We start from the raw sequence: 14,448 nt of genomic DNA, 5'->3' as shown, positions 1-14,448 counted from the left end.
GCAGGGAGCCGACGATGACCGAGCAGACGGCCTCGGCGGCGACGTGGCGCCGCTGGTGGGCAGCAGTTGACCGATGGGCACGGGCGACCGCCCGCGTGACCGGGCGGGTCCACCGCAACCGGTGGACCCGGCGGCTTCGCACAGGCGCGGCGGTCGCGCTGGTCAGCGTCGGCGGCGTCATCATCGGCGCGATGCTGTTCGCGCACGCCGACCTGAACGTCGGACCGTTCCGCGCCGAGATGTCGATCAGCCCGTCGCTGCTCGGCGGCACCGAGGTCGACCTGCCGCCGCTCGGCTCGCTGCACCTGGACAGCCACGACGGCCCGATCCACCTCAAGGTCGACCTGGCCTCGCTCGACCAGAACCGCACCGAGGCGCTGATCGACGATCCGACGGCACTGACCTCGGCCGGTGAGAACGCGGTGGACGACGTCCGCACCGGCGTCATCCGCCTCGGCGTGCGGACGCTCGGCATCTCCGTACTGGCCGCCCTGATCCTCTCGGCCCTCATCTTCCGCAACGTCCGGCGTGTCGCCGCGGCCGGCGTGACCGCCCTGGTGGTGACCGGCGGCAGCCTCGGCCTGGCGGCCGGCACGCTGCGGCCCGAGTCGATCGCCGAGCCGCGGTACGAGGGGCTGCTCGTCAACGCGCCCGCGGTGGTCGGTGACGCGCGCCGGATCGCCGACAACTACGGCAAGTACGCCGACCAGCTCCAGCAGATCGTCAGCAACGTGAGCCGGCTCTACACGACGGTCTCGTCGCTTCCGGTGTACGAGCCGGAGGGCAACACCACGCGCATCCTGCACGTCTCCGACCTGCACCTGAACCCGTCCGCCTTCGGCCTCATCCGCACGGTGGTGCAGACCTTCGAGATCGACGCCGTGGTCGACACCGGCGACCTGGTCGACTGGGGCAGCAGCGCCGAGACCGGGTACGCGGCCTCGATCCCGTCGGTCGGCGTCCCGTACATCTGGGTCCGCGGAAACCACGACTCGGCCGCGATCCAGGCCGCGGTCAAGCGCCAGGACAACGCGGTGGTGCTGGACAACCAGATCACCACGGTGGACGGCCTGACCATCGCCGGCATCGGCGACCCCGAGTTCACCCCGGACAAGAGCGAGACGCCGGCCGCGCAAGACCCGGCGAGCACGCAGGAGAGCCCGCTGCTGCGCTCGGGCAGCCAGCTCGCCGAGACGATCCGCTCCTCGGGCAAGACGGTCGACGTGGCGCTGGTGCACGATCCGGCGATGGCGCCGCCGCTGTCCGGCGTGGTGCCCCTGGTGCTGGCCGGCCACAAGCACCAGCGTGAGGTGAGCCTGCTGCCGGCCCCGGTGGCCGACCCCGGCGCGTCGGCCTCACCGTCGCCGGCGCCCTCGGGCGGCGCGGCCGCGCAGGCGCCGCTCGCGACACGCCTGCTGGTCGAGGGCTCGACGGGCGGCGCCGGCCTGCGCGGCCTGGAGAAGGAGGAGCCGACCCCGCTGAGCCTGTCGGTCCTCTACTTCGACGAGAACCACCAACTGAAGGCGTACGACGACATCTCCCTCGGCGGCACCGGCGAGTCCAACGTGGAAATGCAACGCAACGTCGTCGGCGCCGAGCCGGAGGAGAAGCCGTCCCCGTCGGCCTCGGTGGTCCCGCAACGCTGAAAAGATTGATAGGTTTCCCCGCGCTCCTTCACAAGATCACGGGGAATCCGACATGTCTTTCATGGCCCGGCCACCGCGCGCCTGGGAAATTCACACCAACGCCACGCTGTCCGCGATCCTGGCCACCGCGCTGGCCAGCCTCGCCTTCGTGGTCGCCAACCTGCAACTGCGCTCGTGGGTACTGGCCGGCGCCGACGGCGAGGTCTCCGGGCTGGCCGCCACGATGCTCGACAATCTGGACGCCTTCGACTTCCTCGCCATGGTGCTCGTCGTGGCCTACATCGGAACGTACCTCTGGTGGCGCAAGAAGACCCTGGAGATCATCCGCCGGATCGGCGCCGAGGCGGGCCTGCTGCGGCACTGGTCGGTGAACGCCTGGGGCATGTGCCTCATCCTGTCGATCGTGGTGTCGCTGCTCAGCGGCGACGCTCTGGAGCCGGGCAACCTCGACGCGCTGGCCACCACCCTGGGCCGGGACGCCGCGGTCCAGGCGATCCGCGTCCTCGGGCTGGCATTCCTGCTGTACGGCGTCTGGCAGCTCCGCCTGACCATCCGCCGCGCGGTCGCCGACGCCGGCGTGGCCTTCCGGGTGGGCGACCTGGGCTCGTCCGTGTCCAAGCCGGTCCCGGCCCAGCCGCTGCCGCCGGCGGCCCGCGCCGAGCCTCCCACCGGCCTGCCGCCCGCGGACGACGCCTTCTGGGACGGCGTGCGCCGCCTGGCCGCGGAGGCGGGCGCCGACCTGGCCCTGCTGGAGACCACCGAGGGGGTGGCCCGCCGCTGGAGCCTCATCCCGACGACCGGCGACGTGGCCGCCCTGCGCGCCGCCGTGCCGGCCGGCGCGGTGATCACCGTCTACCCACAGCCGCCCACTGAGGCGGAGACCGAGGGCTTCACCCCACCCGAGGCCGACGAGTACTACGGCTTCCTGGAGGACGCCGCCTCGGGCTCCCTCTGGTACCAGTCGGTCCGCCCCAACCGCATCCCGGCTTTCCTGGCCCGCACCCGCTCGGCCCGCCGCTGGGCCCTCTACCCGGCCCAGTCCCCGGAAGCTCTCACCGCGGTGGTCCCCGCCGTCAGCCCGGCGAGTTCCTCCGACCTCTGACCTTTGACGCGGAAGCGCCGCCCGCGAAGCGCGGGCGGCGCGATGAGGGTGGGCCGGCAGTGGGCCGGCCTGCTCTCGTTGCAGGACAGCCCGGCGGCCGCGGCAGAGGGGCCGGGACGGCAGCGCCCGGGCTTGTGGGCCCGGGCGCTGTTCGTCGATTCGTACTGAATCTTGGTTTAAGAGAGACGCTGCAGGATGAGCTCGCGGACCGACTTGGCGTCGGCCTGGCCTCGGGTTGCTTTCATGACCGCGCCGACCAGGGCACCAGCGGCGGCTACCTTGCCTTCGCGGATCTTGGCGGCGATGTCGGGGTTGGCGGCGATGGCCTCGTCGACGGCGGCGGTCAGGGCGCCCGTGTCGGAGACGACCTCCAGGCCCCGCGCGGCCATGACCGCGGCCGGGTCGCCCTCGCCGGCCACGACGCCCTCGAGCACCTGGCGGGCCAGCTTGTCGTTCAGCTTGCCCTCGTCGACCAGTTTCTGCAGCGCGGCGACCTGGGCCGGCGTGGCGCCGACCTCGGCCAGCTCGACGCCCGTCTCGTTGGCGCGGCGGGCCAGCTCGCCCATCCACCACTTGCGGGCGCCCGCGGGGGACGCGCCGGCCGCGATGGTCTCCTCGATCAGCTCGACGGCGCCGGCGTTGGCCACCGACTGCATGTCGACCGCGCTGATGCCCCACTCCTCGCTGAGCCGGGCCCGCTTGGCGCTCGGACGCTCGGGCAGGGACGCCTTGAGCTCGGCCACCCACGCCGGGTCGGGCGCGATCGGCACGAGGTCGGGCTCGGGGAAGTAGCGGTAGTCGGTCGCCGTCTCCTTGGAGCGGCCGGGGCTGGTGTCGCCGCGGTCCTCGTGGAAGTGGCGGGTCTCCTGCACGATGCGGCCGCCCTCGTCGAGCACCGACGTCTGCCGGATGATCTCGGAGCGGACCGCGCGCTCGACCGAGCGCAGCGAGTTGACGTTTTTGGTCTCGGTGCGGGTGCCCCACTCCTCGCCCGGCTTGTTGAGCGAGGTGTTGACGTCGCAGCGCAGCGAGCCCTGCTCCATGCGCACGTCGGAGACGCCGAGCGAGCGGATGATGTCGCGCAGCTCGGTGACGTAGGCCCGGGCGATCTCGGGGGCGAGCGCGCCGAGGCCGGGAACCGGCTTGGTCACGATCTCGACCAGCGGGATGCCGGCGCGGTTGTAGTCGACCAGCGACTCGGTGGCGCCCTGGATGCGGCCGGTCGCGCCGCCCACGTGCAGGGTCTTGCCGGTGTCCTCCTCGAGGTGGACACGCTCGATGCCGATGCGGTAGCTCTTGCCCTCGTATTCGACGTCGACGTAGCCGTCGACGCAGAGCGGCTCGTCGTACTGCGAGGTCTGGAAGTTTTTCGGCATGTCGGGGTAGAAGTAGTTCTTCCGCGCCATGCGGCACCAGGTGGCGATCTCGCAGTTGAGCGCGAGGCCGATCCGGATGGTCGCCTCGATGCCGGCCCGGTTGGCCACCGGCAGCGCGCCGGGCAGGGCCAGGCAGACGGGGCAGACCTGAGTGTTGGGCTCGGCGCCGAAATCGGTGCGGCAGCCGCAGAACATCTTGGTGGCCGTGCCCAGCTCGACGTGGGTCTCGAGGCCGATGACCGGCTCGTAACGCGAAATGGCGTCCTCGTATGAGGGCAGCACGGTGGTGGTCATGCGGTGAGCTCCCAGGTGAAGACCGGCGACTGAACGGCTTTAAGAGTAGTGGGCCCCACCGACAGAATTTCCGGTGACCCACGACCGCCCCCACTGCGGGGTACGGTTCCCGGCCATGCGACGCGTTCCCCTCGCCGTCGTCGCCCTCACCGCGGCCGTTCTGCCGGCCGGATGCGACGGCACTCCCACCCCTCGGCCCACGCCCTCGGCCCCCACTTCCGCTCCCGCTCCCCCCACGATCGACTATTCCGCTTGGCAGGCCGGCGCCTCGAAGCCGGTCGCGGACAAGCTCTACCCGAAGCACGGCACGGCGGCGCTCGACGTCCTGCACTACGACCTGAAGCTGGCCTGGCGGCCGGAGGACAAGACCCTGACCGGCACGGCCACGCTGCGCCTCCGCCCCACCGTCGACGCGTCGGAGATCAAGCTCGATTTCAAGCCGTACGCCTTGGACGAGGTCAGTGTGAATGGCCTGGCCACCGAGGGCGCGAAGGTGACCGCCGAAAAGCTCGTCGTCCCGGCCACCGTGAAAACCGACGAGCCGGTCACCCTGACCGTCGGCTACCACGGCAAACCGGCCACCACCCCGATGCCGTCGCACCGCGGCGACGTCGAGCCGCTCGGTCTGACCGTCACCAAGGACGGCAGCCTGTGGACGATGCAGGAGCCGTTCGGCGCCTTCACCTGGTACCCGGCCAACGACCAGCCGTCCGACAAGGCCCTCTACGACATCGCCGTGACCGTGCCGGCGGGCTGGTCGGCGATCGCCGCCGGCACCCCGGCCGGCCAGAGCGGCACCACGTTCCGCTACCGCAGCACCGACCCGATGGCCTCATATCTGCAGACCCTGGCCGTCGGCAAGTACAAGAAGATCGCCGCCGAGGGCCCGAACGGCCTGCCCCTGACCTACTGGTACCGCCCCGGCGTCGACGAACGCCTGCTCCCGTCGCTGAAGAAGTCGCCGTCGTTCATCAGCTTCCTGGAGAAGCGCTTCGGCCCGTACCCGTTCCCCACCGGCGGCATCGTGATCGTCGACTCCGCCTCCGGCATGGAGACCCAGCAGATGATCACGATGGGTGGTAGGCCGGCGAAGTTCGACCCGGCGGCCTACGAGGAGGATCTGCTCCACGAGTACGCCCACCACTGGTTCGGCGACTCCGTCAGCCCGAGCACCTGGACCGATCTGTGGCTCAACGAGGGCTGGGCGACCTACGTGCAGTTCCTCTACCAGCAGAGCCTCGACGGCTTCAGCGACGCCGAACTCGAGACCTACCTGCGGCAGGGCGACGCGCGCCTGCGCAAGAGGCTCGGCCCTCCCGGCTCGCCTCAGGCGGCCAACTTCGCCGAGAGCAACGTCTACATCTGCCCGGCCGCGATGCTCAAGGAACTGAACGACGCCCTGGGCGACGCCGAGTTCTTCGCGCTGGGCAAGGCGTGGGTGCAGACCCAGAGGAACACCCAGCAGGACCGGGCGTCGTTCATCGCCTTCGTCAACAAGCAGACCGGGAAGGACTTCACCAAGCTGATCAACACTTGGCTGGACGCGAGGTCCACCCCTAAGTGACGCCGCGCCGGTAGCCCATGTCGGCAAGTGCCTCGACCGTCTGCTGTTCAAAGGCGTCGAAGGACGGCACCTTACGGAGCACGTCGAGCGAAATGGACTCGGCGATCTCCTCGAAGAAATCTTCGATCGGGCGGCCCCGGCGTCGCGCCAGCCGCCCGATCGGAATCTTCGGGTCCGCGATCGCCTCGACATCCTTCGGCCGGGCGGGCACACCCATCTCCGCGTCGCTCCACTGAACGCCGAGGGCAGCCCGCAGCGCGGCTCCATCGGCGAGCAGCCACGCCTCGGTCTCACGAACCGGCACAACCGGCACCAGGCGTTCCGATCGCGACCGGCCCCACGCCTTGATCAACGGAGCGATCCACTCGTCGCGGACACGATCCGCGTTGGCGCCTCGATCTCGGTGAACGAAAACGAGGTGGAAGGTGTCCGCGTTCTCCTCCACAAGCCCGAGAATTTCGGGCACGTTCGGCGGGCGTTGCAGATGACGGAGGACCGTGACCTGGTCAACGTCCACCGGATCCTCGAACCGGGTCAGGCAGATCTCCTCGAGCGCCCGATAGAGCAGGAAGGGAAGGAAACGGTCATCGGAAACACCCTCCGAGATGAGGGCGGAAGCGAGATACCGCATCAGGCTTCCAACGCCTGACCGACCTCGAATTCCGCGATCTCCGCGGGGCTGACCAGACGTTCGTTCGGCTCCCGCCGGTCCTGGACCGCCAGGGACGGGCGGGCGCTGGTCGCGATGAGTCTCGGCTGTGTGATGCGACTCCGGGATCTGCCGGGCAGGATCCGGGAGACCGTGGTGAGGAAGACCGCGTCGGCCCTCGTCCCCTGTGCTTCGACCGGCTTCAGCGCGCGCAGGATCGCTGGGGAATGGCTGGTCAGGAGAAGCTGGGTGAGGGGTGCCGATGGATCGCCCGCACGCCGGTCGACGGCTCGATCGACGATCGACCGGAGGCGCTGGACAAGCGTGATGAGCCGTTGCGGATAAATGCCGTTCTCGGGCTCCTCGAAGCAGAGGAGGCCCGAATTCTCCGGATCATAGGCCGCGGTCAGGAGCGCCGCGGCACGGAGCGTCCCGTCCGACGCCACCCGTGCTGACACCGGCTCCCCGCGGCCGCGGGCACGGAACTCCACCTCCCGGCGCCGCCTCTTGACGTCCTCGTCCACTTGGACGCCGCTGACGTCGGAGATGATGCTCGCAAGGTCGGCCGAGACGTCACCCAGAAGACCTTGCGGCTGGTCGAGGGTGCTGGTGGTCTCGGCGATGCGGTGCAGGGTGTTCGGCAGGTGCCCGCCGTCCGCGCCGAGAGCCGCCGGATCGTCGAAACCGTCGGGGCGCCGGAGGGCGGTCGGGTCGAGGTGGAGCTGCCGCCAGGACTCGAGTTCACGCCTCAACGCGTAGAGCGTCGCGACCTGGGAAGCAGTGCCGATGACCGACAGCACCGTCGCGCTGGCGTTCCCGGCAGGAATTCGAACCGCTGGCACCACGGTGTCGCCGGCCCACAGCTGGAAGTTCGACGAGTTCGCCTCGCGCTGAGTGTCGAGGAATCGGGCGTTCGACTCCCGATCGGCTTCCAACAGCCGGTCAGCGAGGACCGGGAATCGTGCGGCCCACCGGTCCTCGCCAGGTGAAAGCGCCCGCGCGGCCTCGTCCTTGACGAAGGGCCGAAGCCCGGACGGGGTTTCCCTGAACTCGATCGTCAGCTCGTACCGGACCCGCGTCGCCTCCACGGCGCGGGTCTCGCCGAAAGCATCCGTGACACGACTGTCGAGCAGGACTTCGACCGCGAATCGCATCTCACGGTCGGAGGAACTCGCGGCGTCGCGGTGAAACAGTTCGCGAAGGTCGCCGCGGACGTGCTGAGCCGCCTCCGCCACCGGCTCGGAAGCCAGCCGGGAAAGGAACCGAAGCGCATCGAACAGATTCGACTTCCCCGTTCCGTTTCGCCCCAGAACCACCAGGAACGGCGGCAGGTCCAGGGCGAAATCACGGAACGTCTTGAAGCCGTCGATCTCGATTCGAGTAAGCACTTCGGCCCCTCCCGAAGGCGGCTAATCCGTCACAGCGCGGGCGGGGTGAAGGTGCCGACCGCCGACTCGAGGGCGGCGGCGACGCGGTACATCCGGTCGTCGGCCATGGTCGGCGCCATCACCTGGAAGCCGACCGGCAGGCCCTCGGAGAGGCCGCAGGGGACCGAGATGGCCGGGCCGCCGTAGAGGTTGGTCGGGATGGTGAAAAGGTCGGCCAGGTACATCTGGTACGGGTCGGAGGTGCGCGAGCCGAACGGGAACGCGACGAACGGCGTGGTCGGCGAGACCAGCACGTCGACCTTTTCGAAGGCCGACTCGAAGTCGCGGGTGATCAGCGTGCGGACCTTCTGGGCCTGGCCGTAGTAGGCGTCGTAGTAGCCCGACGACAGCGCGTACGTGCCCAGGATGATCCGGCGCTTGACCTCGGGGCCGAAACCGGCCTCGCGGGTCAGCGACATGACCTCCTCGAGCGAGTGCTTGCCGTCGTCGCCGGTGCGCAGGCCGTACCGGACACCGTCGAAGCGGGCCAGGTTGGACGAGGCCTCACTCGGGGCGATCAGGTAGTAGGCCGGCAGCGCGTACTGGAAGTGCGGGCAGGACACCTCGACTACCTCGGCCCCCAGCTTGACCAGGGCCTCGAGCGACTCGTGGAAGGCGGCCAGCACGCCCGGCTCGGAGCCGTCGCCGGCGAACTCCTTGACCAGGCCCAGCTTGACGCCGGCCAGGTCGCCCGAGCCACCGCGGCGGGCGGCGGCGACGACGTCGGGCACCGGCTGCGGGATGGAGGTGGAGTCGCGCGGGTCGTGCCCGGCGATCACCGAGTGGAGCAGGGCCGCGTCCTCGACCGTGCGGGCGCAGGGCCCGGGCGTGTCGAGCGACGAGGAGAAGGCGATGAGGCCGTAGCGGGAGGTGCCGCCGTACGTCGGCTTGGCACCGACCGTGCCGGTGACCGCGCCCGGCTGGCGGATCGAGCCGCCGGTGTCGGTGCCGATGGCCAGCGGGGCCTCGTACGCGGCGAGGGCGGCCGCGCTGCCGCCGCCGGAGCCGCCGGGGATGCGCCCGAGGTCCCACGGGTTGTTCGTGGGCCCGTACGCCGAATACTCCGTCGACGAGCCCATCGCGAACTCGTCCATGTTGGTCTTGCCGAGCATCACCGTGCCGGCCGCGCGCAGCCGCTCGACGAGCGTCGCGTCGTACGGCGGGCGCCAGCCCTCGAGGATCTTGGAGGCGGCCGTGGTCGGCACGCCCTTGGTGGCGATGACGTCCTTGACGGCGATCGGCACGCCGGCCAGCGGACCGGTCACCTCGCCCCGGTCGACCCGCTCGGCCGCGGCCAGCGCGCCCTCGCGGTCGACGTGCAGGAACGCGTGCACGCGCTCGTCGACCGCGTCGATCCGGTCGAGGTGGGCGGTGGTGACCTCGACGGCCGAGGCTTCCTTCGAGGCGATGGCCGACGCCAGCTGGGCCGCCGTCATCCTGGTCAGATCGGTCACGGCGGTCAGTCCTCCTCGTCCAGGATCCGCGGCACCCGGAAACGGCCCTCGTAGGCGTCGGGCGCGCCGGAGAGCGCCTGCTCCTGGGTGAGGGACGGCTGCGGGACGTCGTCGCGGTACACATTCGTCAGCGGCACGGAGTGCGACGTCGGCGGGATGTCATCCGCCGCCACGTCACCGATCCGGGCGACGGACTGGAGGATCACGTCGAGCTGCCCCGCGAACCGGTCCAGTTCCTCCTCGGTCACGGCGAGCCGCGACAGGCGCGCCAGATGCGCGACCTCTTCGCGGGAGATGGCGGCCATCCTGCCCCTACTTTCTCGAATGCGACGCTGACGGGTGGAGTCTATTTCGCCCGCTGGCGCAGGCTGTGGCCGGGACCGTCAAGAACTCGGCAGTGCGGCCCGCGGCAGGCGGACCGGGCGGTAGCGGGAGAGCCAGACGGCCAGGTCGGAGGCGGGCATGGGTCGGGCGTGGAACCAGCCCTGTGCGGCGTGGCAGCCGGCCTCGGCCAGCAGGCGCCAGGTGCGCTCGTCCTCGACGCCCTCGGCCACGGCGCGCAGGCCCAGGGCCTCGGCCAGGTCGATCACCGAGCGGACGATGGCGGCGTCGCCGCGGTCGGTGGCCATGCCGAGGACGAACGAGCGGTCGATCTTCACTTCGGCCAGGGGCAGGCGGCGCAGGTGCTGGAGCGACGAATAGCCGGTGCCGAAGTCGTCCAGGGAGATGGCGATGCCCATCCGGTCGAGGCGGGTGATCGTGTTCAGCACCCGGTGCGGGTCGGCCATCAACGCGCTCTCGGTGATCTCCAGTTGCAGCAGGTCGGCCGGTACGCCGTACGACCGCAAAAGATCTTCGACCCGATCGGCGATGTCACCGGCGTGCAGGTCGCGGGCGCTCACGTTGACCGCCGCCCGCATCGGCCGTCCGGCCTCCCGCCACTGCGCGAGCTGGGCTGTCACGTCGTGCAGCACCCGCTCGGTCAGCAACCGCATGACCGGGGTGGGCTCGGCGACCCGGATCAGCTCCTCCGGGCCGACCAGGCCCCGCTCCGGATGCCGCCAGCGCAGCAGGGCTTCGACCCCGACCACCTCGCCGGTCGCGATGGCGATCTGCGGCTGGTAGAACAGCGTGATCCCGTCGTCGGGCGCGTCCTCGCGCAGCGCGTGCCGCAGGTCGGCCAGCAGGGCCAGCCGGTCGGGCGAGTGGTGGGCCGCGTCCGGGCCGTAGACGGCGACCTGGTCCCCGCGCTGCTTGGCGTCGTACATGGCGGTCTCGGCCTGCCGCAGCAGCGTCGAGCCGTCACCGCCGGGTTCCCGCTGCAGGGCGATCCCGATCGAGGCCGACACGTCGACCGGCATGCCGTCGAACGCGAAGGGCCGGTTGAGGGCCTCGGCCAGGTGGTGCGCGATGCGGCGCGCGCCGGGCGCCCCGTCGACCCGCGTGGCGAGCACCGCGAATTCGTCCCCGCCCAGCCGCACCACCAGATCGTGGGCCGGAACCACCGCCGCCAGCCGCCGCGCGACCTCCACGAGCAGGCGGTCTCCCACGCTGTGCCCGAGGGCGTCATTGACCGTACGGAATCGGTCGAGATCGAGAAGCAGAAGCGCAAGCCTCTTCCCCCTGCCCTGCGAGAGGACGGAGGCGTGCAGCGCCCGGCGATTGGGCAGCCCCGTCAAAGCGTCCACCCGGGAGGCCCGCTCGAACTCCCCCGCCGACCGGACCATCCGGTGCACGGCATGAAGAGCAAGGAGAACTAGTGGTACGAAGGCGAGCCCGACCTGAGCGGTGGCCAGCACCACCGGCCCGAGCAGAAGCAGGGCCCCGGTCGCCAGCACCTCGACCCCGCGCTGGCGCCACCGGGTCCGCGTGCGCTCCGCCACGGCCCGCGCCACGACAGCCGCCAGCCCGTACCGGGCGACGATCCAGGCAGTGGCCGCGGCCACGGTCAGAAGCGCGTCGTCCCAGTCGTAGCGGGGTCCGATCCGCAGCGAGACGAGAGCCGCCACCGCGCTGGTGGCCGCCAACGCCACCGTATGCTGCAGCGCCAGATGCAGGGTCCGCCGGACCGGCTGCCGCATCCGCACCCCGGCCACCGCGACGGCGACGATCTGAACGGCCAGCGCCGCCCCGAATCCCCACGCCAGGGCGATGGCGAAGGTGAAGCAGATCGACGGCAGGATCACCGAGCTGGCCCGCCGGTTGGCCACGACATAGGGCCGGGCGTCGACCACGACGGCCAGCGCCCCCATGAGCCAGTAGGCCGCCGGCAGTTCCCCGAACCCGTCGCGCCCTCCGAGCCAGAGCAGCCCGTCGACGACGAACGCCAGCCCCCAGGTGACGATCAGCGCGCGCCGCCGCTTGGGCCCGTTCAGGCGCTCATCCGCCCCCGGCTCGACGGCAGGGCAGAGCTCGGCAAGGCGGCGGTTCGCCGTGGAGTTGCGGGGGCGTGCGGCGTCCATGCGACCTCCACCATGGCGTCGATCAACCGATCGTTCTCACGATAGATCCACATGGTCTTTTCGCCGCGAAACCGCTTTGCCGTTATCAAATCGGCATAAGCCCTCAAACGTGCAATAAACCCAAATTACTCCCTTCGAGTGACGGCATCGCTCAGGTGTCAGGTCTCATCGCCGCCGATTTCGGCCACCTCCCGGGCCGCGTCGGGGCCGTCGGCCAGGAGGACGGCGAAACCCTCCTCGTCGAGCACCGGAACCTTCAGGGAGATGGCCTTGTCGTATTTGCTTCCCGGGTTGTCGCCGACCACAACGAAAGCCGTCTTCTTCGACACGGAGCCGCTCACCTTGCCGCCCCGGGAGGTGACGGCCTCGGTCGCCTGGTCGCGGGAGTAGGTGGCGAGCGTTCCGGTCACGACGAGGGTCATGCCCTCGAGCGGACGGGGGCCCTCGTCGACCCGCTCGTCGGCCATGCGGACGCCGGCCTCGCGCCACTTGCGGACGATCTCGCGATGCCAGTCGACGGTGAACCACTCGCGCAGGCTCTCGGCGATCGTCGGGCCGACGCCCTCCACCGAGGACAGCACGTCCGGCTCCGCCTTGGCCTTGGCCGGGGTCGTGGTCTCGGCGCCGGCGGCCTCGACCGCGGCCGCCTCCTCGGCGCTGCCGGGCGGGGCGGCCACGATGGCCTCGATGGCCTCCATCGAGCCGAACTGGCGGGCCAGGGCCTGGGCCGCGGTCGGGCCCACATGGCGGATCGAGAGGGCGACCAACACCCGCCACAAGGGACGGTCCTTGGCGCCCTCGAGGTTTTCCAGGAGCTTCACCGCGTTCGTACCCAGGCTGCCGTCCTGGTTGACGAAGAACGGAGACTGGCGCAGCTGGTCCTCGGTCAACGCGAACAACTCGCCCTCGTCGGTGATGACGCCGGAGTCGAGCAGGGCCTGCGCGGCCTTGTAGCCGAGCACCTCGATGTCGAAGGCGCCCCGGCCGGCCAAGTGGAAGACGCGCTCGCGGAGCTGGGCCGGGCACGACCGCGTGTTGGGGCACCGGATGTCGATGTCGCTCTCTTTCGCCGGCGCCAGCTTGGTGCCGCAGGCGGGGCAGTGCGTCGGCATCACGAACGGGTGCGCGTCGTCGGGGCGCAGGTCGATGACCGGGCCGAGTACCTCGGGGATCACATCGCCGGCCTTGCGCAGCACAATCGTGTCGCCGATCAGCACGCCCTTGCGCTCGACCTCGCGCGCGTTGTGCAGCGTGGCCTGCGCGACAGTGGAGCCCGCCACCTTGACCGGCTCGAGGACCGCGAACGGGGTGACCCGGCCGGTGCGGCCGACGTTCACCGCGATGTCGAGGAGCTTGGTCGTGACCTCCTCGGGCGGGTATTTGTAGGCGATGGCCCAGCGCGGCGCCCGCGACGTCGAGCCGAGGCGGCCCTGGATGGCCACCGAGTCGCATTTGATGACCACGCCGTCGATCTCGTGCTCGACGTCGTGGCGATGCTCGCCGTAGTACGCGATGAACTCGCGGATGCCGTCGAGGCCGTCGACCAGTTTCCACCGGGAGCTGGTCGGCAGACCCCAGGACTTCAGGGCCTCGTACGCATGCGATTGCGACGCCGGCGTGAAACCCTCCCGGGCCCCGATGCCGTGCACGACCATGCGCAGGCCGCGGGACGCGGTGACGCGCGGGTCCTTCTGCCGGAGGCTGCCGGCGGCCGCGTTGCGCGGGTTGGCGAACGGCGCCTTGCCCTGCTCGACCAGCGACGCGTTGAGATCGGCGAAGGCCGACACCGGGAAGTAGATCTCGCCGCGCACCTCGAGCAGGTCGGGCGGGTTGTCGCCGGCCAGCCGCTCGGGGATCTCGCGGATCGTGCGGACGTTCGACGTCACGTCCTCACCGGTGCGCCCGTCGCCCCGGGTGGCACCGCGGACGAGACGGCCCTTCTCGTACGTCAGATTGATCGCCAAGCCGTCGACCTTGAGCTCACAGATGAACTCGACCGGACCGCCGGCGTCGCGCACCGTGCGGTCGACCCAGCCGCTGAGCTCGTCGTCGTCGAAGACGTTGTCGAGCGAGAGCATGCGCTCGGCGTGCTCGACCGGTGTGAACAGCGTGGAGAAGGTGCCGCCCACGTTCTGCGTCGGCGAGTCGGGCGTGCGCAGCGCCGGGAACTCGGTCTCGATCGCCTCGAGCTCGCGCAGCAGCTTGTCGAACTCGGCGTCGGAGACGGTCGGCGAATCGAGCACGTAATAGCGGTACTGATGACCGCGCAGCTCGTCGCTCAGCTCGGCGTGGCGCGCGCTCGCCTCGGGCGTCGGATCCTTGCCGGCGGCGGCCTCCTGCTCGGCGGTCGGACCGGCGACGACGGCCTCGTCGCTGTCCTGCTTCGATTTCGCCTGATCAGGCACCGTGACCCCCTAGCTCGACCTTCTAGGGGAACGGTAGTCGCCACCTCTGACATTTTGGTGACCGCGCGC

Annotated in this window: 11 protein-coding genes; 4 read left to right on the top strand and 7 right to left on the bottom strand. The window is 70.6% G+C overall.

The genetic code is table 11. The features are described 5' to 3' along the window. The first annotated feature begins 14 nt into the window (after positions 1–14). Genes CRP55_RS05125 through CRP55_RS55545 form a run of 3 tightly spaced genes read left to right on the top strand, consistent with a single transcriptional unit; the run spans position 15 to position 2,916 of the window. Positions 15–1,646 carry a metallophosphoesterase family protein gene (locus CRP55_RS05125; protein WP_097318237.1) on the top strand — a complete coding sequence of 544 codons (1,632 nt, stop codon included), beginning with the start codon at positions 15–17 and terminating at the stop codon, positions 1,644–1,646. A 52-nt stretch (positions 1,647–1,698) separates the two neighbouring features. Continuing rightward, positions 1,699–2,748 (top strand): hypothetical protein, encoded by a 1,050-nt coding sequence (locus CRP55_RS05120; RefSeq protein WP_097318236.1) that lies wholly within the window; start codon positions 1,699–1,701, stop codon positions 2,746–2,748. A gap of 42 nt (positions 2,749–2,790) precedes the next feature. Next, positions 2,791–2,916 (top strand): hypothetical protein, encoded by a 126-nt coding sequence (locus tag CRP55_RS55545; protein ID WP_281260755.1) that lies wholly within the window; start codon positions 2,791–2,793, stop codon positions 2,914–2,916. A gap of 8 nt (positions 2,917–2,924) precedes the next feature. Here CRP55_RS55545 and gatB read toward each other — a convergent pair whose 3' ends face one another. Continuing rightward, positions 2,925–4,418 carry an Asp-tRNA(Asn)/Glu-tRNA(Gln) amidotransferase subunit GatB gene (gatB, locus tag CRP55_RS05115; RefSeq protein ID WP_097318235.1) on the bottom strand — a complete coding sequence of 498 codons (1,494 nt, stop codon included), beginning with the start codon at positions 4,416–4,418 and terminating at the stop codon, positions 2,925–2,927. A 115-nt stretch (positions 4,419–4,533) separates the two neighbouring features. Between gatB and CRP55_RS05110 the strand changes: the two genes are divergently transcribed. Continuing rightward, entirely contained in the window at positions 4,534–5,982 is a 1,449-nt protein-coding gene (locus CRP55_RS05110; protein WP_097318234.1) for a M1 family metallopeptidase, read from the top strand. Here CRP55_RS05110 and CRP55_RS05105 read toward each other — a convergent pair. The 6 genes from CRP55_RS05105 to ligA all read right to left on the bottom strand — a co-directional run bounded on the left by CRP55_RS05105 (position 5,975) and on the right by ligA (position 14,379). Next, positions 5,975–6,613: a DUF4276 family protein gene (locus CRP55_RS05105; protein WP_097318233.1), complete on the bottom strand. Its 639-nt coding sequence runs from the start codon at positions 6,611–6,613 to the stop codon at positions 5,975–5,977. The genes CRP55_RS05110 and CRP55_RS05105 overlap by 8 nt on opposite strands. Continuing rightward, positions 6,613–8,019 (bottom strand): AAA family ATPase, encoded by a 1,407-nt coding sequence (locus CRP55_RS05100; RefSeq protein WP_097318232.1) that lies wholly within the window; start codon positions 8,017–8,019, stop codon positions 6,613–6,615. The genes CRP55_RS05105 and CRP55_RS05100 overlap by 1 nt, the downstream gene beginning before the upstream one ends. Before the next feature lie 29 nt (positions 8,020–8,048). After that, complete coding sequence (gene gatA / locus CRP55_RS05095) at positions 8,049–9,512, bottom strand: Asp-tRNA(Asn)/Glu-tRNA(Gln) amidotransferase subunit GatA (RefSeq protein ID WP_097318231.1); 1,464 nt, start codon at positions 9,510–9,512, stop codon at positions 8,049–8,051. A gap of 5 nt (positions 9,513–9,517) precedes the next feature. Beyond that, a complete protein-coding gene (gene gatC / locus CRP55_RS05090) occupies positions 9,518–9,817 on the bottom strand; it encodes an Asp-tRNA(Asn)/Glu-tRNA(Gln) amidotransferase subunit GatC (RefSeq protein WP_097318230.1) in 300 nt (99 codons plus the stop codon). 78 nt (positions 9,818–9,895) lie between these two features. Next, positions 9,896–11,974, bottom strand: coding sequence for a putative bifunctional diguanylate cyclase/phosphodiesterase (locus CRP55_RS05085; RefSeq protein WP_097318229.1), 2,079 nt, complete (start codon positions 11,972–11,974; stop codon positions 9,896–9,898). A 158-nt stretch (positions 11,975–12,132) separates the two neighbouring features. Continuing rightward, complete coding sequence (gene ligA, locus CRP55_RS05080) at positions 12,133–14,379, bottom strand: NAD-dependent DNA ligase LigA (protein ID WP_097318228.1); 2,247 nt, start codon at positions 14,377–14,379, stop codon at positions 12,133–12,135. Positions 14,380–14,448 lie beyond the last annotated feature (69 nt).

Source organism: Paractinoplanes atraurantiacus (assembly GCF_900215205.1).
GTDB lineage: Bacteria > Actinomycetota > Actinomycetes > Mycobacteriales > Micromonosporaceae > Actinoplanes > Actinoplanes atraurantiacus.
Note: the sequence above shows the minus strand (reverse complement) of the source record. Positions and strands in the feature narration are given on the sequence as shown.